At 64.7% G+C, this 19,297-nt stretch carries 17 protein-coding genes; 9 read left to right on the forward strand and 8 right to left on the reverse strand.

Annotated features, from left to right (window positions below; genetic code table 11):
* Positions 1–734: 734 nt before the first annotated feature.
* From HGB51_RS01520 to HGB51_RS01540, 5 genes are all read left to right on the forward strand, one after another.
* A complete protein-coding gene (locus tag HGB51_RS01520) occupies positions 735–1,232 on the forward strand; it encodes a YciE/YciF ferroxidase family protein (protein ID WP_070206169.1) in 498 nt (165 codons plus the stop codon).
* Between the two features lie 99 nt (positions 1,233–1,331).
* Positions 1,332–1,970 carry a DUF6766 family protein gene (locus HGB51_RS01525; RefSeq protein ID WP_070206252.1) on the forward strand — a complete coding sequence of 213 codons (639 nt, stop codon included), beginning with the start codon at positions 1,332–1,334 and terminating at the stop codon, positions 1,968–1,970.
* A 15-nt stretch (positions 1,971–1,985) separates the two neighbouring features.
* Entirely contained in the window at positions 1,986–2,534 is a 549-nt protein-coding gene (locus tag HGB51_RS01530) for a cysteine hydrolase family protein (protein ID WP_070206170.1), read from the forward strand.
* A gap of 118 nt (positions 2,535–2,652) precedes the next feature.
* The gene (locus HGB51_RS01535; RefSeq protein ID WP_070206171.1) at positions 2,653–3,150 is read left to right on the forward strand and encodes a hypothetical protein; all 498 of its coding nucleotides are present in this window, start codon (positions 2,653–2,655) and stop codon (positions 3,148–3,150) included.
* Between the two features lie 81 nt (positions 3,151–3,231).
* Positions 3,232–3,495 (forward strand): type II toxin-antitoxin system TacA family antitoxin, encoded by a 264-nt coding sequence (locus HGB51_RS01540; protein ID WP_070206172.1) that lies wholly within the window; start codon positions 3,232–3,234, stop codon positions 3,493–3,495.
* 244 nt (positions 3,496–3,739) lie between these two features.
* On the opposite strand, the gene HGB51_RS01545 is transcribed toward HGB51_RS01540, so the two are convergent.
* A complete protein-coding gene (locus tag HGB51_RS01545; protein ID WP_070206253.1) occupies positions 3,740–4,042 on the reverse strand; it encodes a PQ-loop repeat-containing protein in 303 nt (100 codons plus the stop codon).
* A gap of 25 nt (positions 4,043–4,067) precedes the next feature.
* Positions 4,068–5,231, reverse strand: a complete 1,164-nt coding sequence (locus tag HGB51_RS01550) for a zinc-dependent alcohol dehydrogenase (RefSeq protein ID WP_070206173.1) — start codon at positions 5,229–5,231, stop codon at positions 4,068–4,070.
* 158 nt (positions 5,232–5,389) lie between these two features.
* On the opposite strand from HGB51_RS01550, the gene HGB51_RS01555 reads away from it, so the two are divergent.
* Complete coding sequence (locus HGB51_RS01555) at positions 5,390–5,554, forward strand: hypothetical protein (protein ID WP_171966709.1); 165 nt, start codon at positions 5,390–5,392, stop codon at positions 5,552–5,554.
* 542 nt (positions 5,555–6,096) lie between these two features.
* Here HGB51_RS01555 and HGB51_RS20485 read toward each other — a convergent pair.
* Positions 6,097–6,372, reverse strand: a complete 276-nt coding sequence (locus tag HGB51_RS20485) for a hypothetical protein (RefSeq protein WP_425505353.1) — start codon at positions 6,370–6,372, stop codon at positions 6,097–6,099.
* Here HGB51_RS20485 and HGB51_RS01560 point away from each other — a divergent pair.
* Both HGB51_RS01560 and HGB51_RS01565 read left to right on the forward strand, forming a co-directional pair.
* Positions 6,371–14,362 (forward strand): GH36-type glycosyl hydrolase domain-containing protein, encoded by a 7,992-nt coding sequence (locus tag HGB51_RS01560; protein WP_425505354.1) that lies wholly within the window; start codon positions 6,371–6,373, stop codon positions 14,360–14,362. The genes HGB51_RS20485 and HGB51_RS01560 overlap by 2 nt on opposite strands.
* Entirely contained in the window at positions 14,359–14,580 is a 222-nt protein-coding gene (locus HGB51_RS01565) for a hypothetical protein (protein ID WP_070206174.1), read from the forward strand. The genes HGB51_RS01560 and HGB51_RS01565 overlap by 4 nt, the downstream gene beginning before the upstream one ends.
* Here HGB51_RS01565 and HGB51_RS01570 read toward each other — a convergent pair.
* From HGB51_RS01570 to HGB51_RS01580, 3 genes are read right to left on the reverse strand one after another with little or no spacing between them, the layout of a single operon-like run.
* Positions 14,543–14,926 carry a nuclear transport factor 2 family protein gene (locus tag HGB51_RS01570; protein WP_084738761.1) on the reverse strand — a complete coding sequence of 128 codons (384 nt, stop codon included), beginning with the start codon at positions 14,924–14,926 and terminating at the stop codon, positions 14,543–14,545. The two genes, HGB51_RS01565 and HGB51_RS01570, sit on opposite strands and share 38 nt — an antisense overlap.
* A 21-nt stretch (positions 14,927–14,947) precedes the next feature.
* On the reverse strand, positions 14,948–15,802 hold the full coding sequence (locus HGB51_RS01575; protein WP_084738762.1) for an MBL fold metallo-hydrolase: 855 nt from the start codon (positions 15,800–15,802) through the stop codon (positions 14,948–14,950).
* Positions 15,799–16,674 carry an MBL fold metallo-hydrolase gene (locus tag HGB51_RS01580; protein ID WP_070206176.1) on the reverse strand — a complete coding sequence of 292 codons (876 nt, stop codon included), beginning with the start codon at positions 16,672–16,674 and terminating at the stop codon, positions 15,799–15,801. The genes HGB51_RS01575 and HGB51_RS01580 overlap by 4 nt, the downstream gene beginning before the upstream one ends.
* A gap of 74 nt (positions 16,675–16,748) precedes the next feature.
* Between HGB51_RS01580 and gcvA the strand changes: the two genes are divergently transcribed.
* The gene (gene gcvA, locus HGB51_RS01585) at positions 16,749–17,657 is read left to right on the forward strand and encodes a transcriptional regulator GcvA (protein ID WP_216666704.1); all 909 of its coding nucleotides are present in this window, start codon (positions 16,749–16,751) and stop codon (positions 17,655–17,657) included.
* 11 nt (positions 17,658–17,668) lie between these two features.
* Here gcvA and HGB51_RS01590 read toward each other — a convergent pair whose 3' ends face one another.
* A complete protein-coding gene (locus HGB51_RS01590) occupies positions 17,669–18,088 on the reverse strand; it encodes a hypothetical protein (protein ID WP_070206178.1) in 420 nt (139 codons plus the stop codon).
* Between the two features lie 175 nt (positions 18,089–18,263).
* On the reverse strand, positions 18,264–19,295 hold the full coding sequence (locus tag HGB51_RS01595) for a threonine aldolase family protein (RefSeq protein ID WP_070206179.1): 1,032 nt from the start codon (positions 19,293–19,295) through the stop codon (positions 18,264–18,266).
* Positions 19,296–19,297 lie beyond the last annotated feature (2 nt).

Genomic DNA, 19,297 nt, shown 5'->3' on the forward strand with positions numbered 1-19,297 from the left:
TCGCAATGGGCACATGTCGCGCAAACGGCCGCCGGTACCCCCGTCGGCGTGGTCCGCTGCATCGCCTGTAGCATCGGAATCGAAGAGAATCGAGTCGGGACTAGCGCCCTACTCCGCCCTGCACCGCTGCCAGCCGCCGGTAGGTGACGAGACCTGTTCCCACCCATTCGGCAGCTTGCGCATCGCCTGGCCACCCACACATGCGCGCCCTGACTTTGCCGCCGCTTCACTCCCCAGTGCAGGCAGGCGAATCACGTCGTCAGATGGGCCGGGGCGCCCGGCGCGACGCGCCTCACCCTGAAGCGTGCTCGCTTCCAGTTGGTCGCAGTAGAGCTTCATTTTGGGATCCGGGTGATTGGGCCATCCATACTGCTCGCAGTTGAAAGGCGTGGTGGTATTCGACATGGAGTTGTAGGCCGCCTTTGGCACGACTTGCGCGGGCTTGGGGCTGGGCCCTGTGGCGGTGTGTATCTGCGCGACCGCTGTCGACGAAACCAGCAAACCCAAGGTGATCACTGTCAAACGTACGTCCATGTAGCCCCCTTTTCCCTACCCCGGATTCTGCATGCATTAGGGCTGGCCAGACAAGGGTTCCATGACTCTGTTAAACGGCTTGGTAGTGAGGGAAATCCGGATGCCACGTGAAGAAAACCTCTTCGCTTGAGCGTTTGGCTTCACGGTCCTTAAGCATCGCGGGCGTCAACCTATAAGCCCTTCCACCAGAGGATCGATACATGGCGATTAAAACCCTTGAAGAGCTGTTCGTCCACGAGCTTTCCGATATCTACAGCGCTGAAAAGCAGCTGACCAAGGCCCTTCCGCGATTGGCGCGGGCCGCAGAAAACCCCGACCTGGCGGCAGCGTTCGAGACTCATCTGGAAGAGACACAGGGTCAGATCGAGCGCATCGACCAGGTCGTCGAAGTGCTGGGCATTCGCCTCAAGCGCATCAAGTGCGCCGCCATGGAAGGATTGGTCGAGGAAGGCAAGGAAGTCATTGACTCGGTTGACAAGGGCCCCGTGCGCGACGCTGCGCTGATCGGTGGCGCCCAGAAGGTGGAGCATTACGAAATTGCCTCGTATGGCACCATCGCAGCGATTGCCAAGCAGCTGGGGTACAAGGACGCGCTGCCGCTCCTTCTTGAGACCTTGGAGGAAGAGAAGGCAACCGATGAGAAGTTGACCCTCCTGGCGAAGTCCGGTGGAAACGCCAAGGCCGCCCAGGCGGCGTAATGTGTAACTCGGAGGGCGGCACGGGTTGCCGCTCCTCCACTCAAGTCGCATAGGCAGGGCAAACGCCGCGTCGCTTGGTCAACTCTGGGCCGTATGCTCATGTGGAAACGTAACGGTTTATCCATAGTACTGCTCCTGCTGCTTCTCTGCTTCCTCGGGGGGCAGGTGTGGACCGGCTTTCTGGCACATAATCAGGAGCTCGCGGACGCACATCGTGCGTCATTGGACCTGTGGGAGTACCTACAGAGCGGGCACTTCGTCAGCGCCACGTTCGAGAACTGGGAAAGCGAGTTCCTCCAGATGGCCATGTATGTGCTGTTGACTGTCACCCTCCGCCAGAAGGGGTCCGCCGAATCCAGGCCGCTGGACGAAGCCCAGGAAGAAGAGCGCGTTGAACCTGGCCCCACCCCGTGGGCCGTCCGCAAGGGGGGGCTCTGGAAGACGTTGTACGGTCACTCCCTGGCGATCGCCTTCGGCGCCCTGTTCCTTATGAGCTTCTCCCTGCACCTGGCGGGCAGCTGGCGTGCGGAGGTCGAGGAGCAGCTGGCGTTTGGACAGCCGGCCCCGACGTGCTGGGAACACCTTTGGAGCAGCAGCTTCTGGTTCGAGTCGTTCCAGAACTGGCAGAGCGAATTCCTGGCCGTGCTCTCGCTGGTCATCCTGACCATTTTCCTGCGTCAGAAAGACTCGCCGCAGTCCAAGCCGCTTGCCGCACCCCATAGCCAGACGGGCGATTGAGAGGTCTCATCCAGCATGCCCCAGCCCATTCCAGCTCTTTTGATCATCGACATGTTCACCCTGTTCGACTTTCCGGAAGCTGACATGGTGAAGTCCGAGGCACTGCAGGCCGCGAGGAAGATATCCGTCCTGGCGGAGCGTTTTCGCGAGCGGGGAGACCCGGTCATCTACGCAAATGACAACTTCGCCAACTGGCAGATGGACTTCAAGCAGCTGGTAAGTGTCTGCTTGGCTACAGAGGGCGAGTCCTCCGATATCGCCAAGGTTCTGCAGCCACAGCCTGGCGACTATTTCGTGCTTAAGCCCAAACACTCGGCGTTCCTCGCCACCCCGCTTACCGTGCTGCTCGCCAAGCTTGGAGTGAAGGAGCTCGTCGTTGCGGGGATGACCGCCGAATCGTGCATTACCGCTACGTGCTTCGACAGCAATGCGAGGGAGTACGACACGATCGTGGTGCAGGAGGCGGTGGCTGGACTTGGCGCCAACCGAAGGACGGCGTTACGCCTGCTGCAAGACTCAAAGGCGGCGCGAGTCTTGAAGTTGGCGAGCTACCTGCGCCGCTGAGGAATCAAGGGCGGCCGGCGTGAGCTCGCTAAAGTTCCGTGATACCAACTTTTGGTCAAGATGCCGGAGTTACGATGAAGAGTGATTGCTACGTAGTCGCTGACGGCGGATATCCGTCATGAGCGTGACCGGTTGGCATCTGCTTTACCTGCTTTGGCTGTCTGCAGGTGCCATGGACTTCATGCTACACAGGGCCAGCAACATCGAAGCCACGTCGGGTCTGAAAGAATCAACGCTGCACCTGGTTCAGATTGGGATCCTGGGGCTGGCTACAGTACTTTGGCTTAGCTTCCAGGCATCGCCAACACTGCTGGCGATCCTGCTGGCACTGGTGTGCCTGCATGCGATCACTGGCTATTGGGACACAAAGGTGGCCTATCCCAAACGCGCGATCCGGCCCGTCGAGCAGCATGTTCACAGCATCCTGGATCTGGCCCCCTGGATTGCGGCAGGCGCCGTTTATTGGTCCATCCCGGTCAACCAGGCAGGGGTTGGTTTGACCTTCGAGCCAGCCCCGCTACCCATGTGGGTGTTTGCCATCGTGCCGGCGTTGCTCCTTACCGTGCTCCCTGCCCTGATTGAGTTCCGACGTTGCTTTGTCTACCGGGCCTCGTAGATGAACATGCCCTACGTAGCTTTTGGCGGGTAATTGACTCGTGGCAGATGTACGGCAAACTTCCGTACAGGAGGATCACCCATGACTACCGCTATCGCCCGCATCGACCTGCGCCTGAAGCCTGCTGACAAGGCGCGCATCATCCGTGGCGCGGACCTGCGGGGTGTGCCCCACTCGACATTTTTGCGCGACGCGCTACTACGCGAAGCCGACAACGTCATGGCTGCCGAACTGACAATTACCCTCTCGGCTGAAGAGTCCCGACGCTTCCTGAAGGCTTTGGACGCACCCTTCCAGCCCAATGCCAAGCTTATGCAGGCGCTTGCGCGCGTGGGACAGGGCTGATTCGGGCTGCTGTTGAACAGCTCAAGCCCAAGCGCCGCAAACGGTAGAGGTTTACATGTGGCGAACCGACGCTGAATGGCTACCTGCAACAGCAGGCAGCCCAGCATCACCGTGATGGCATCAGCACTACACACGTCCTCGAGGACGACGCCGGCGCTCCACGAAAGCGCTGCCCTTTTCCACCGCGCATACGGCCTTCGCGAAGCCACGGCAAACGCGCATACACTGTACTTGCCGCTGGGGTTCAAGGAGCCCTGATTTCATGCGGCCGTTTGGGCCTTGGGGTTGTCGCCCGGCTTCGCCTCCGCACCGCAAGAATCTGTCCAACCACAGCCGTCAGGAGAATGAGGCTGTTGGTGACCACGAAGACCGTAGATCCCATAAGGGCGCTGTAAGCGATGAACAGTACCGAGGCTGTCATTTGACCGATGAATAGCCACGTGGACACCGCCTCCGTGGAACCCGCCTGGTGCTGTTTGTAGATCTGTCGAGACAGCGTGGCAATGAGGACGGCCGTGGCCGCCCAGCCCAACAGATCCACTGGCATCGAGGTCATCGCGCGTGCGCCTCTATCAAGGAATGAGGATCACCTTGCGGCAGTCCTCCTCCTTGCGGTCGAAGAGTTCATAGCCGCGCACGGCCTCTTCGAGCGGAAGTCGATGGGTGATGATCACGCCCGGGTCGAGTACACCCTCCCCGATGTAGTCCAGCAGCTCGGGCATCAGCCCCTGCACGTGGGTCTGGCCCATCTTGAAGGTCAGGCCCTTGTCGAACGCATCGCCCAGCAGGAAGGCATGCAGGTAGCCGGCATACACGCCGGGAATGCTCACGATCCCGCAGCGGCGGGTGGCCGCGATGCACTGGCGGATTGCCACCCCGCTGCTGCCCTCTACCTTCAGGGTGGTCAACGCCGATTCAAGCGCGCTGCCTTCGGCTTCAAAGCCGACCGCTTCAATGGAAGCATCCACGCCGCGCCCGTTTGTCTGGGTGACGATGTACTGCGCTGGGTCTTCGATCTGGCTGAAATCCACCGGGGTCACGCCATACGTCTGCGCGGCGAACGCCAGCCGGTATGCCAGATGGTCGACCATGAAGATGGTCTCGGCGCCCAGCAGACGACAGCACGCGGCAGCCATCAGCCCCACCGGGCCGGCGCCGAAGATGGCCACGGTAGACCCCGGTTTGACCCCCGCGTTGATGGCGGCCTGGTAGCCGGTAGGCAGGATGTCCGAGAGGAACAGCACCTGTTCGTCGGGTAGCGCATCAGGCACGCGTAGCGGGCCTACGTTTGCCTTGGGAACCCGCACATATTCAGCTTGACCGCCCGACACGCCGCCGTATAGATGGCTATAGCCGAACAGTGCAGCCGGCGGACGGATGCCTTTCTGGTTTACTGCCGCGCCCTTGCCGGTGTTCGTGGTCTCGCAAGCCGCGTGTTCAGCCAGCTTGCAGTGGAAGCATTCGCCGCATGCGATGACGAACGGCACCACTACGCGGTCGCCCGGTCTCAGGTCGGTCACGCCGCTGCCAACTTCTTCCACGACGCCCATGAATTCGTGACCGAGCACGTCGCCGGTGTGGAGATCGGGGATCTTGCCGCGGTAGAGGTGAAGGTCAGAGCCGCAGATGGCGGTGGCCGTAACGCGCAGGATCAGGTCATCGGGCGCTGCCAGGGTGGGATCCGGGACGGTGTCCACCCGAACGTCTTTGCTGCCGTGGTAGGTCAACGCGCGCATCGGCGATTCCTTGTGGCGTGATAAGTGCAACCACAGATACCCGTCAAGGCGTTCCCGGTCGGTGACCGCAATGTAGCGAGGATGTAGATGCCACCAAGACGCTGCTCTCATGGCTTCAGGCTCAGCATGTACATCACCCCTCATCGTTGGAGCGACCCATGACCAAGTTGCCTTTCAACCCCGGCGCGGACGTGGCTGACCAGGACAAGGCGCACACGCCCGACAAGCTTCGGAACGACGACGCTAAGTGGAAGGAGAAGGACATGCCCGAGTCGGAGCACACCGCCAAGCCGGAAGACTACGAGCGGCCGCCGAAGCCCTGAGGCAGGCGGGCTCACACGGGGTACGCCCGGTCTTCACGGCTTCCACCGGCGCCAGTGCAAGTATGCAGAATGCGACTTGCCTCCCCCGGTAACCTATGCCCCACTTTCGTCGTCTTGTCGGCCGTTGGCTGCGCTTGCGTCGTCTTGTCCGTTGGCGGTGGCGTGAGCGCCAGGCCTCGGTCCCTGCCATCGAAGCCGCCGAGGGGCCGCTGCGGGCCACGCTATACAGCGTTGAACAGATGGAGGTGTATGGCCGCGCCCTTGCACGCCAGCACCGGGTGCGGATGCGCCCCAGCCCGGAGCGCCTGCTCGAGCGCCTGCAGGCCAACCAGCGTGTCCTGGAAGACGCCAATACGCTGCTGAGCAGCGTGGTGCGCGAGCAGCTGCCCGTGACCCCGGCGGGCGAATGGCTTCTCGACAATTACTACCTGATTGAAGAGCAGATCCAGACCGCGCGGCGCCACCTGCCCCGCGGCTACAGCCGGCAGTTGCCGTCGCTTGCCGCCGGCCCCTCTGCCGGCTTGCCGCGGGTGTATGAGCTTTCAATGCAGGCCATCGCACATGGCGACGGCCGCATTGATGCCGATACGCTGGGCCGTTTCATCGCCTCGTACCAGTCGCTTGCGCCGCTGAGCCTCGGCGAGCTGTGGGCGGTCCCCATCATGCTGCGTCTGGCGCTGCTGGAGAACCTGCGGCGAATGGCGGCGCGGGTGATGCGCGACGGGACTGACCGTCGCCTGGCCTCGCAATGGGCGGACAACCTCAACCGCGCCGCGTCCGACACCCCCACCGATGTGGTGCTGGTGGGTGGCCGACATGGCGCGGTCCGAGCCGCCATTGACCGGCGCGTTCATCGCCGAGCTGACCCGCTCGTTGCAGGGCCGCGGTGGCGCGTGGGCCATGCCCCTGGCCTGGCTGGAACAGTGGGCAGCCGCGTCCGGGCAGCGCGTAGAAGAGCTGGTCGCCACGGAGGGGCAGCAGCAGGCGGCCGACCAGGTCTCCATCGGCAACAGCATCGGCAGCCTGCGCTTCCTCTCCACCATGGACTGGCGCACGTTTGTCGAAGACATGAGTGTGGTGGAGCAGCGGCTGCGGGAAGACCCGATGGCCGTCTATCCGCTGATGGATTTTGGTACCCGCGACGCCTATCGCCACGTGGTCGAAAAGATCGCGCGCGGTAGCCGCGTAGCGGAGGAGCGCGTGGCGACCATCGCGCTGGACCTGGCGCGGGCTGCCGCGCCGCTGGAAGGGCCACGCGCGCACGTGGGCTACTGGCTCGTCGGCGAAGGCATGCAGTCCACGGTTGACGCGGTGGCCGAAGCGGCACCGCGCCACCGCAAGGCACATGGGCTTCCGCGTCGCGTGCCGCTTGCGCTGTACCTGCTTCCCATCGCCCTGCTGGCGGTACTGGCCACCGGCGGCCTGCTGGCAACCGGTAGTGGCGCGGCGCCCATCTGGCTGGCCGCGTTGCTGGGACTGCTGGTGTTCAGTGAGCTGGGCATCGTTCTGGTGAACTGGGCCGCGACGGTGCTGGTGGCACCCAGGCCGCTTCCCCGGCTCGATTTCAGCGAGGGTATCCCCGCCGCTTGCGCAACGGTGGTTGCGGTCCCGTCGATGTTGTCCAGCATCGACGGCATCGACGTGCTGGTCGAAGCGCTGGAGGTCCGCTTCCTGGCCAACCGCGACCCTCAACTGCGCTTCGTGCTGCTGACGGACTTTCTCGATGCCGCGGCGGCCGAGACACCGACAGACGACACCCTCCTTACGCACGCCGTGAAGCGGATCGAGGAGCTGAATAGTCGTTACGCGCCCGAGCGTGGCGATCGCTTCTACCTGCTGCACCGCCCCAGGCAATGGAACCCCAGCGAAGGGGTATGGATGGGGTACGAACGCAAGCGCGGCAAGCTGGCAGCGCTCAATGCCCTGCTCCGCCAAGGCGATGCGGCCGCATTCATGCGCATTGTGGGTGACACGGAGGCCGTGATCGGCAACCGCTTCGTCATCACCCTGGACGCGGACACCCAACTTCCGCGGGATGCGGCACGCGCGTTTGTCGCCACCCTGGCGCACCCGCTCAATCGCCCGCGCTTCGATCCAGACCTGCAGCGCGTAGTTGAAGGCTACGGCATCCTGCAGCCGAGCGTGGGCACCAGCCTGGGCCGGCGCCGCACCTCGCGATTTGCCCGGATGTTCGGCAGCGAGCCCGGCATCGATCCGTACACGCGCATGGTTTCTGACGTCTACCAGGACCTGTTCGACGAAGGCTCGTTCGTAGGCAAGGGCATCTATGACGTCGAAGCCTTCGAGCATGCGCTCGAGGGCCGCCTGCCTGAGAACCGCATCCTCAGCCACGACCTGCTGGAAGGCTGCTATGCACGTGCGGGCCTGCTCAGCGACGTGCGCCTGTACGAGGACTATCCCGAACGCTTTGCCGCCGACGCCAAGCGGCGTGCGCGCTGGATCCGCGGCGATTGGCAGCTGTTGCCCTGGCTGTTGCCGTGGACCCCCCGCTCCGGCTCAGGATGGGAGCGCAACCGGCTCAACCTGCTGGCGCGTGGCAAGTTGCTGGACAACCTGCGCCGGAGCCTGGTGCCGGTGGCTGCCCTGGCCTTGTTGGTGACAGGCTGGCTGTATGGGGAAAACCCGGCGGCATGGACCGCCTGGGTGTTGGCGCTGTGGTTCGCGCCACCGCTGGTAGGGATGCTGCGCGATGCACTGAGCGTGCCGCAGGACACGCCGCTGGAAGCGCACTACATCATGGTCGGGCGCGGTGCGCTGCAGTCGCTGCTGCGCGCGGCCACCCAGCTGGCATGCCTGCCCTTCGAGGCGTTGCTGGCCAGCGGCGCGGTGCTGCGCACGCTCTGGCGCATGGCGATCACCCGCCGCCACCTGTTGCAATGGAACCCTTCCAGCGAGGTCGAGCGCCGCCTCGGCGGCGACCGCGGCGCGGAATGGCGGGTGATGGCGCCGGCTTCACTGCTGGCGCTGGCGCTGGTGGCTGTGGTGGCGATGCTGCGACCGCAGGCACTGCCGGTTGCCCTGCCCCTGCTGTTGGCGTGGACCTTCGCGCCTGCGTTGATGGGCTGGCTGGGCCGCCCGCCGGCCGCGAGCGCGGCGGAACTGTCCGTCACACAACGGGCGTTCCTGGGCCGGCTGTCGCGGCGCACCTGGTCGTTCTTCCAGGCCTGGGCGCGCGAGCAGGATCACTGGCTGCCGCCGGACAACATCCAGGAGCATCCGGCGCTGGTGGTGGCGCGGCGCACCTCGCCGACCAACATCGGCCTGTCCCTGCTGGCCAATCTGTCTGCGTGGGATTTCGGCTATCTGCAGCTCGGTGAAGTCATCGAGCGTACGGAGCGCACCTTCGATACGCTGGACAAGCTGCCGCGGCATCGCGGCCACTTCCTCAACTGGTACGACACCGAAACGCTGGCGCCGCTGCCGCCGCGCTACGTCTCCACCGTGGACAGCGGCAACCTTGCCGGCCACCTGCTTACGCTGCGCCAGGGTATGCTCGCGCTGGTGGACGCGCCGGTGTTGGCGCCGCACACGTTCGACGGCCTGGCCGATACGCTTGGCGTACTGGACGAGGAACGGCAGCGCCATCGTCCTGACGACGCGCCGTTGGGCGAGACGCTCAGCCACCTTCGGCAGCGACTGGTGGCAACGCGCGCCGACCTGCCCCGCGGGACGGTACAGTCGCTGGCCCGGTTGCAGGAGCTGGCGGGCCTGGCCGACGCCGTGCTGGCGCAGTGGCCGGCACCGGAAGCACCCGAAGAAGGCGATCTGCACTGGCCGGCGCTGTTCGCTGCCGAATGCCATGCCGCCCTGGCGTTGCTCAACGACATCCCTGCCGACGCCAGTGCGGCCGGCGAGGCATCGGTGCCGAGCCTGCGCCAGCTCGCCGCCCTGCCCGGTTCGGCCGGTGCGGACGCGCGTGCGCGCATCGTGCAACTGCAGGCCCTGGCGCATCGCGCCGGACAGTTCTCGCTGATGGAATACGGGTTCCTGTTCTACCGCACCCGAAACCTGCTCTCGATTGGCTACAACGTAGACGACCACCGCCTCGACAACAGTTTCTACGACCTGCTCGCTTCCGAAGCGCGGCTGTGCACTTTCGTCGCAATTGCCCAGGGCCAGTTGTCGCAGGAAAGCTGGTTTGCGCTCGGCCGCATGCTTACCGAGGTCAACGGCACGCCGACGCTGCTGTCATGGAGTGGCTCGATGTTCGAGTACCTCATGCCACAGCTGGTGATGCCCAGCTATCCGGACGCGCTGCTCGACCAGACCGCGCGGCACGCGGTTGAGGCACAGATCGTCTACGGGCGTACGCTGAACCTGCCGTGGGGTGTGTCCGAGTCCGGCTATAACGCCGTGGATGCGCGCATGAACTACCAGTACCGCGCGTTCGGCGTGCCGGGGCTGGGTCTCAAGCGCGGCCTGGGCCAGGATCGGGTCATTGCGCCCTACGCCAGCATGATGGCGCTGATGGTGGCGCCGGAAGCGGCCTGTCAGAACCTGCAGACGCTCGAAGGACTGGGGTTCTCCGGGCGCTTCGGTATGTACGAGGCGATCGACTACACCCCTGCCCGCCTCCCGCCGGGGCAGGATCACGTGCTGCTGCGTTCGTTCATGGCGCATCACCAGGGCATGGGGCTGCTGGCGCTGGATTACCTGCTGCGCGAGCAGCCAATGCAGCGCCGCTTCGTGGCCGATGTGGAGTTCCAGGCCACCCTGCTGTTGCTGCAGGAGCGCATCCCGCGCATCGGCGTGTTTCATCCCCACGAGGTCGAAGCGCTGGGCGAGGACGCCGCGGTGGCCGAGGACGAGACGTCGCTGCGCGTCCTGCGGGACCCGGCGGGCCCGCGCCCGGAAGTGCAGCTGCTGTCCAACGGTCGCTACCACGGCATGCTGACCCATGCCGGCGGCGGCTACAGCCGCCATGGCGACCTGTCGCTCACCCGCTGGCGCGAGGATGGCACCACCGACGCATGGGGTTCGTTCTGCTATCTGCGCGACGTGGACAGCGGTGAGTTCTGGTCTGCCGCCTACCAGCCTACCTGCGTTCCGGTGGACAATTACGAGGCGATCTTCTCCGACGCCAAGGCCGAGTTCCGTGGTGTGCACCGCCGCTGCGAGAGCCACATGCAGGTGGCGATTTCCGCCGAGGACGACATCGAGCTCAGGCGCCTGCGCCTGACCAACCGCAGCCGTCGCCCGCGCATCGTGGAGTTCACCACCTATGCCGAGGTGGTGCTGGCACCTGCAGCGGCCGACGATGCACATCCCGCCTTCAGCAACCTGTTCGTGCAGAGCGAGATCGTGGCTGCCAAGCAGGCCGTGCTGTGCACCCGCCGCCCGCGTTCGCATGACGAAGTGCCGCCGTGGATGTTCCATCTGGTTGCGGTGCATGACGCGGCGGTAGTGGCAATCTCCTACGAAACCGATCGTGCGCGCTTCCTGGGGCGTGGCAACACGCCGCGCACGCCGCAGGCGTTGACCACCGATGCCGAGCTCTCCGGCACTGACGGCTCGGTGCTCGACCCGATCGTGGCCATCCGTGTCCGGGTGGAGCTCGAGCCCGAGCAGACCGTGCAGCTGGACATGGTGTTTGGCATCGGCGCCGACCGGGCGGGTTGCGAGGCACTGATTGATAAGTATCGTGATCGGCGTCTTGCCGACCGGGTCTTCGACCTGGCCTGGACGCACAGCCAGGTGGTGCGCCGGCAGATCAATGCAACCCCGGCCGAGGCGGCGCTGTATGAGCGTCTGGCCAGCCACGTGCTGTATGCCAATCCCTTCCTGCGGGCCGGCGCTGCCGTTCTGCAGCAGAACCAGCGCGGGCAGTCCGGGCTGTGGGGCCACGCCATCTCGGGCGACCTGCCCATCGTCCTGCTCAAGGTCACCGACGCCGAGAATGTGGAGCTGGTGCGGCAGCTGGTGCAGGCGCATGCGTATTGGCGGCAGAAGGGACTCAACACCGACCTGGTCATCTGGAACGACAGCAAGTCCGGCTATCGGCAGGAGCTGCAGGACCAGATCCTGGGCATGGTGGCGGCCAGTTCGGAGACGGGCCTGCTCGACCGCCCCGGCGGCATTTTCGTGCGGCCAGTGCAGAACATGACCCATGAAGACCGGATCCTGCTGCAGGCGGTGGCACGCGCGGTGATCAGCGACGAGGACGGCACGCTGGTTGCGCAGGTTGGGCGGCAGGCCCTGCCGGTGCGACGGATCCCGCCCTTTGTGCCGCAGGCAGTGCTGCAGGACCTGGAAATGCCGGTGGAAGAGACTCCCAGCGTGCCCCTCATTGCCGAGGCGGGATTCGAACCCGGACTCCCCCCGACCGCCGAGCACGACGAGGACATGGACGATCCATGGCCTTTCCTGCCGTACCGCGGTGCCGGCCAGTTCGACAACGGCACGGGCTGTTTCAGCGAAGACGGTCGCGAGTATGCGGTGGTGGTGCGCGAAGGTGCCCCGACGCCGGCGCCCTGGGCCAACGTGATCGCGAACGCGCGCCTGGGCACGGTCGTCAGCGAAAGTGCGCCGGGCTACACGTGGTTCGAGAACGCACACGAGTTCCGATTGACGCCCTGGCTGAATGACCCGGTATCCGATACCGGAGGCGAGGCGTTCTACGTGCGCGACGAGGACTCCGGCCGAGTCTGGTCGCCGATGCCGCTACCGTGCCGGGGCACCGGGGCGTACCGCACGCGCCATGGCTTCGGCTATACGGTGTACGAGCATGTTGAAGACGGCATCCTCAGCGAGTTGTGGGTATACGTCGACGTCACGGCGCCACTTAAGTTCTCGGTCCTGCGCTTGCACAATCTTTCGGGCAGGTCGCGGCGGCTGTCTGCCATTGGCTACGTTGAATGGGTCATGGGCGACCTGCGCGCGAAGTCGCGGATGCACGTGGTCACCGAGCACGACCCGCAGACCGGGGCGCTGCTGGCGCGCAACGCCTACAACACCGACTTCGGCGGCCGCATGGCCTTCTTCGACACCGACGCTGATGGCTGCACCTGGACCTGCGACCGCCTGGAGTTCGTCGGTCGTAACGGCGGCCTGCACGCCCCGGCGGCGCTGCGGCGCGAACGCCTGGATGGACGCTTGGGCGCGGGCCTGGATCCCTGTGCGGCGATCCAGGTGCCGATGGAGCTTGCGCCGGGCGACCGCCGTGAAACAACCTTCCGCCTTGGCGCGGGGCGCGACCGTGCGGAAACGCTTGCGCTGGCACGAAGCCGCCAGGGTGCCCAGGAGGCCATCGATGCGCTGGACGCAGTGCGCATCCACTGGCGCAATGTGCTGGCCACTGTGCAGGTACGCACCCCGGATCCGGCCTTGGACGCACTGGCCAATGGCTGGCTGGTGTACCAGACCCTGGGTTGCCGCTATCTGGCGCGCAGTGGCTACTATCAGTCGGGCGGCGCGTTTGGCTTCCGCGACCAGCTGCAGGATGCCCTTGCCCTGGTGCACGCTCGACCGGACCTGACCCGCGAGCATTTGCTGCTGTGCGCGGCACACCAGTTCACCGAAGGCGATGTGATGCACTGGTGGCATCCGCCGCAGGGTCGCGGCGTGCGCACGCGCTGCTCGGACGACTATCTCTGGTTGCCGCAGGGTGCCTGCCGGTATCTGGAGGTCACTGGCGACGCCAGCGTGCTGGACGAGGTGGTTGGCTTCATCGAAGGGCGCGCGGTGACAGCGGAGGAGGAAGGGTATTACGACATGCCCACGCCTTCGGGCCTTCGCGGCACGCTGTATGCGCACTGCGTTGTTGCGCTGGAGCGCGGTTGCAGGCTGCTCGGTGAGCGCGGCCTTCCGTTGATGGGGAGTGGCGACTGGAACGACGGCATGAACCGTGTCGGCGACCAGCAGCGCGGTGAAAGCGTGTGGCTCGGCTTCTTCCTGCATGACACACTCCGCCGCTTCATCGTGCTCGCCAACGCACGGGGCGACGAACCCCGGGCGCAGTGGTGCCTGGAACAGGCCGAAAGCCTGCGTCAGAACCTGGAAGCGCATGCCTGGGACGGGGCGTGGTATCGCCGCGCCTGGTTCGACAACGGCGCCACGCTGGGCTCGTCACAGAACGAGGAATGCCGGATCGATTCGATCTCCCAGAGCTGGTCCGTGCTTTCAGGGGTTGCGGCGCCTGAGCGTGCCGGGCAGGCATTGGATTCGCTGTACACGCACCTGGTGAGAAAGGACGCCAAGCTGATCCAGCTGCTGGACCCGCCATTCGACAAGACGACCGAGGACCCTGGCTACATACGTGGTTATGTGCCGGGCGTGCGCGAGAATGGCGGCCAGTACACCCACGCAGCGGTGTGGGCGGCAATGGCATTCGCACAGCAGGGAGATGCCGCGCGTGCCTGGGAGCTGGCCAGCATGATCAACCCCCTCAACCACGCGCTGGACCCGGACGCGGTCCAGACCTACCGTGTCGAACCGTATGTACTGGCGGCGGACGTCTACGCCGTGGATCCGCACGTCGGGCGCGGTGGCTGGACCTGGTACACCGGTTCGGCTGGCTGGATGTATCGCCTGCTGGTCGAGTCCCTGCTGGGCATACGTCGAGAAGGCGATCGACTGTCGCTTGCGCCATGCCTGCCTGACGATTGGCCGTCATTTGAGTTGAGCTACCGCTTCGGCCGCAGCCTCTATGAGTTCGTCGTGACGCGCACTGCGGAGGGGCAACCCACGCTGCACGTGGATGGGGTGTTGCAGCCGGACCTTGCCGTGCGGCTTCGCGACGACGGTCATCACTATCGTGTAGAGCTGGATCTGGGGCAGGGCCCTGGATGAACGTGCGCCCTGAAATTCAGGTGCAGCTTGATGCGCTGGAAGAGAAACTGGTGCATTGGGTGGCGCGCGTGCGCCACCCGGCGCAGTTCTGGCCGCAGTTTGAAGTGCTGGCGGGAGAGATACTGGATCAGTGCGAGCGCTCGGAGCGGGAACAGGTGCGCGCTTACATCCAGTCCATGCTCAATCGCCTTGCGCCGGAGCTTCCGCCATGGCGGTAACAGAGCCTCCAAGCACCTGCCAGCCTGTGCTGGTCCTGGTCCAGAACCGGCAGTACCTGAATCGGCCGGCGAACGCCCCTCCGTCGATGCTCCCCGTCAACTGGGCTGCAACTGATGTAACAGCTGCATTGCCTTGAACGGTGACCTCGACTGATTCCCACTCGGCCAGGGTGAGCTTCTGCCTCCCGGAACGGTGCATCGCCAGATCGTCCTGCTTATTGAACACTTCACCAGATGGGCCCACGAAGATCAGGTCGTCCGAGATCAGTTCATCCAGTGCTTCCACGTCACTGGCGAGCATTGCCAGGCGCAGTACCTCTTCGTGCTGCCGGATTTCAGTTTCCACTTGAACCTCCTGTCAGAGACTTCATAGGTTCCCTTCCGGCCACTGCAGCCACGTGCCCGGTTCCAGAATTTGCAAAGCGACATCCCGCTCGCGTGCGGCTTGGCGGACCCTGCCAAGCGGGTCGTCCACTTCGACATACTTGTCCATACCGCTCACGCCATAGTGGATCGGCACCAGCATCCGTGCGCCGAGGATAACCGCAGCGGCCACAGCCTGCTCGGGGGTCAGCGCGCCTGGCTGGCCGCTTACCGGCTCACGCCAGCCGAAGCGTGCGCCATTGATGGGCAGGAACGCGACATCGAAAGGCCCGTACTGGCGACCGATCCGCCACCAGTGACCGTGCCACTGGGTGTCTCCTCCATGGAAGATCCGCCGCCCACCGGCGGTGACCACCCACGAGACCTGGGTGTCGCCGTACCCGTCCGAGGCTGGAACAGGCGTTGCGGTGAAATCCCCGAGGAGTTGCGGCTCCCATAGTGGGCTGGGGCGCGGGCGGGCGTTTGGTGGCCACGGCGAAGGCTGCAGGCCTGCGGGGTACGCCAGTACGCCCCCGTTCTTCAGGGCTGCCGCTACTGCGGTGGCGTCGAAGTGGTCGGAATGGGTGTGGGTGACCAACACGTGGCTCTCCCCCACCGCATCATCAACCGGTACCAGCCGATCGGGTAGCGCCCTGCCCCACGCCTCAGGGTTGGTCAGGGGGTCGATGAACAGTGTGCTGTCGGGCAACTGCAGTCGAACCCCGGCCCATGCCAGTCGCTGGGCACGCAGGGTGCGCGCGGGTGCTGTAGCGGCCATTGCACCGACCGGAATCAATGCCGCTGCCGCCGCGCCAGCGCAGCCGGCCAGGAAGCGCCTGCGGTGATGGAGGTGACTCATGCGGCGCGCCCCCTGGCAGCCAGCGCTGCATCGAGGGCGAAGATGGATTGCGTAACGATTACTTCCAGGTTGTGCCCATGCCATTCGCGCTCGAAGGCGGTTGGCACTACCCCGGCGGCCAGGCAGTCTTCCAGCGGGATGGCTGCAATCTGCTCGGCCCATTGCATGGAGGCTGTATGCAAGCGGATGCCCACCACGATGTCCTGGATGCGGCGTAGATAGTGAAGTGCGTTATCCAGCACTACGGCGTCAAAGACGCCCATGTGGCCGCCGACCACCCTGCCCCGCCCGAACTGTTGGATGCGGCCGATGGCCGCCCGCTGCAGCGCCGGGTCTGCCCGCGAGAGATACACGATGTTGCCCACGATGTTGTCCCCCACGCAGACGAGGTCGGCGGTGGGCACATCCACGCTGACGTGGTCCATGGTCTTGCCGGGGTTGAACAGGAAGCGGAGCTGGTGCCGTCCCCAGCGCAGTGCCAGGTTGTCGAACAGGATGTCCGGCTCCCGGTAGAGCGAGGCCACGGGGCGGTTCTGGGAGAGAAACGCCTGCCGGTGATGGCGGTGTGCCAGGGTCAACGCCTCGGGGAACATCGACATGCCGGCAATGTGGTCGCTCATGAAGTGCGTGGCGGCAACCAGGTGCACCGTTTTGCCCATCTGCCCGCACAGCACCTCCCTGAGTTGGGCGGCATCCTCCTCGCTGCCCAGTGCGTCGACCAGCAGTACCCGGTCACCATCGATGAAGGCAGTGGCGACCGATTCCACTGCTTCGCCCACGAACATCACAACGTCTGCAGCCAGTTCCTGGATTCGCATGGCGGTATCCCGATGGAGGTGGGGCATCGTCGCCACCCCCACGAGCAGCGGCAAACGAGTTGTTTTGTGCGTGGCATTAGAAAAACTAACGCGATACGATGCCGGGAACCCCGCTCCCCAAGGCGCCCGTGAAAGCCCGCCCCACTGCCCCGCTCAATGCGCTGCGCACGTTCGAAGCGGCGGCACGCCACCTGAGCTTCAACGCCGCCGCCAGCGAGCTGTTCGTCACGCCGGCGGCGGTTAGCCATCAGGTCAAGCATCTGGAGGCGTACCTGGGGGTGAGCCTGTTTGAACGCCACCACCGGTCAGTGGCGCTGACCCCGGAGGGTGAGGCCTTGGCAACCACCGTGGGCGAGCTGCTGGGGCAGCTGGACCGGGCATTGGACCGCGCCAGGACACGCGCGCCCACCGAGCTGCGGGTGACCACGATGGAATCGTTCGCGGCCAAGTGGCTGGTACCTCGCCTGCACCGTTTCCAGCAGGCATTTCCCGATGTCCGGGTGCGGATTGATACCAGCGACGAGCGCGCCGACTTTCTCCGTGAGGGCTTCGACGTGGGCATTCGCTATGGGCCGGGCAACTACGTCGGCGTTCGAGCCGAAGTGCTGATGCAGGCGCCGGTGTTCCCCGTGTGTTCGCCTACCCTGCTGCGCGACACCTCGAAAGTGCTGCAGGATCCTGACGACCTGCGCCACTACACGCTGCTGCACGATGAGGGCGCAACAGGCCGTTCCGGGGTTCCTGCGTGGGCTGATTGGTTGGCTGCAGCGGGTGCTACGAAGGTAAATGCAGTCGCTGGCCCTGTGTTCGCCAGCATGTATCTTGCGCAGGAGGCCGCAGCTTCAGGCCAAGGTGTTGCGCTGGGCCTGGCTCCTCTTGTGGAGGAGGACCTTCGGCAAGGGCGGCTGGTCAGGCCGCTTAGCGAGGAGCTGGGCAACGCGTACTCGTTCTGGTTGATTCAGCGCGAAGGCGCTAAGCCGCGTCCGGATGTCGAGGCGTTCTGCGAGTGGCTTCGGGACGAGTTGGGGACAAGCTAGAGACGCAACAACTACTCCTGTTCTCGCGCGCGACTTGGATAATCCATTACAGAAACGAAATCTTCCACATGACGCTGCCAAGCAAGCAAGCCGCGTACCATCTGCTCGATGAGTTTGATGCCGGACTGATCGTCGATGCCAGCATACTGTTCTGGTTCGCGATTGAATTTGGCGCTGACAGCGCGTAACCCTTCGCCGCATGGGACGAAATCGACCTGAGCGAAGCAGATGCCGCTCCAGCTGCGATGTACATGGAGCGTATCTCCCTCGCAGTACAGGAACCACTTGTCTTCCATCTCCAGAGGGATCATCCCCTGCCGCATCAGTGCCGACTCGGCAGCATCAAGGCTGAAGTCTGGCGTCAGGACCGCATAGCGGTCTGGCAGCGGAACGGTCTTCCAGTCGGCGGCTGTGGCTACGCGTGTCTTCATGGGTTGCCTTGAGGCTCGACGAAAGGGTTGGACGAATTTTCACCGTGCTCGCACGCCTGGTGGGTGCACAACTTCTACATAATGCATTCTGCGAGGTTCTGTCCAGCGATTGGCGGTTTCCACGTACTACCCTTGTCCTGCGCCTGCCGCCAAGCACGGCCGTTCACTGGCCCAGCTAGAGCTGTGCAACGTTCGTCCGTATTACCGATACGGCTCTATCGATGGCTTCGCGGTCGATCTGCCAATGGGTCACCAGTCGCATCTTGCCGCCGTACGCCCCGTTGGCGCGGATGCCTTCAGCTTCCAGGGCGTCCATCAACCGAGGCATGTCCACCCCATCGGGCAGCGCGAACCACACCATGTTGATGTGGACGTCGTCCATGTCGACGTTGATGCACGGCACTTCGGCCAGGCGCTCAGCCAAGTACCTGGCATTGTCATGGTCCACATCCAGCCGCCGCGTCATCTCGGTGAGCGCAAGGATGCCCGGCGCAGCGATGACGCCTGCCTGCCGCCAGCCACCGCCCAGCAGCTTGCGGTTGTAGCGGGCGCGTTTGATGAAGGCGGCTGGCCCTGCCAGGATGGAGCCGACCGGTGCGGCCAAGCCCTTGGAGAGGCAGCACATCACGGTGTCCACGTGCTGTGTGATCTCCTTTACGTCGCATCCGAGGTACGTAGCGGCATTGAACACGCGTGCGCCGTCCAGGTGAATGGGAACGCCGTGGGTTCGGGCGATGGCGGCAGTGGCCTCCATCGTGGCCAGCGGAATCACGCGACCGTTGCCGTGGGCGTTCTCCAGGCAGATCAGCCCGGTGCGCGGGATGTGGATGTCTTCCCCTACCCGGATGCGGGACTCGATCTCGCCGGGCTCCAACAAACCCTGCTTGCTGGCAATCGTGCGCAGCTGCACGCCACTGATCACCGCCGCAGCGCCGTTCTCGTGCCAGACCAGGTGTGAGTCGTCGCCCGCGATCACCTCATCGCCGCGTCGGCAGTGGGTGAACACTGCCAGCTGGTTGCCAAACACGCCCGTTGGAACGAACAGCGCATCGTCCTTGCCCAGCATCTCGGCAGCGAGCCGCTCGAGCTGGATGACGGTAGGATCGTCCTGATAGACGTCATCCCCTACTTCGGCGGTAGCCATGGCCTGGCGCATGGCCGGCGTGGGCTGGGTAACGGTATCGCTGCGCAGGTCAATCCACTGCATCT

Source organism: Stenotrophomonas bentonitica (assembly GCF_013185915.1).
GTDB lineage: Bacteria > Pseudomonadota > Gammaproteobacteria > Xanthomonadales > Xanthomonadaceae > Stenotrophomonas > Stenotrophomonas bentonitica.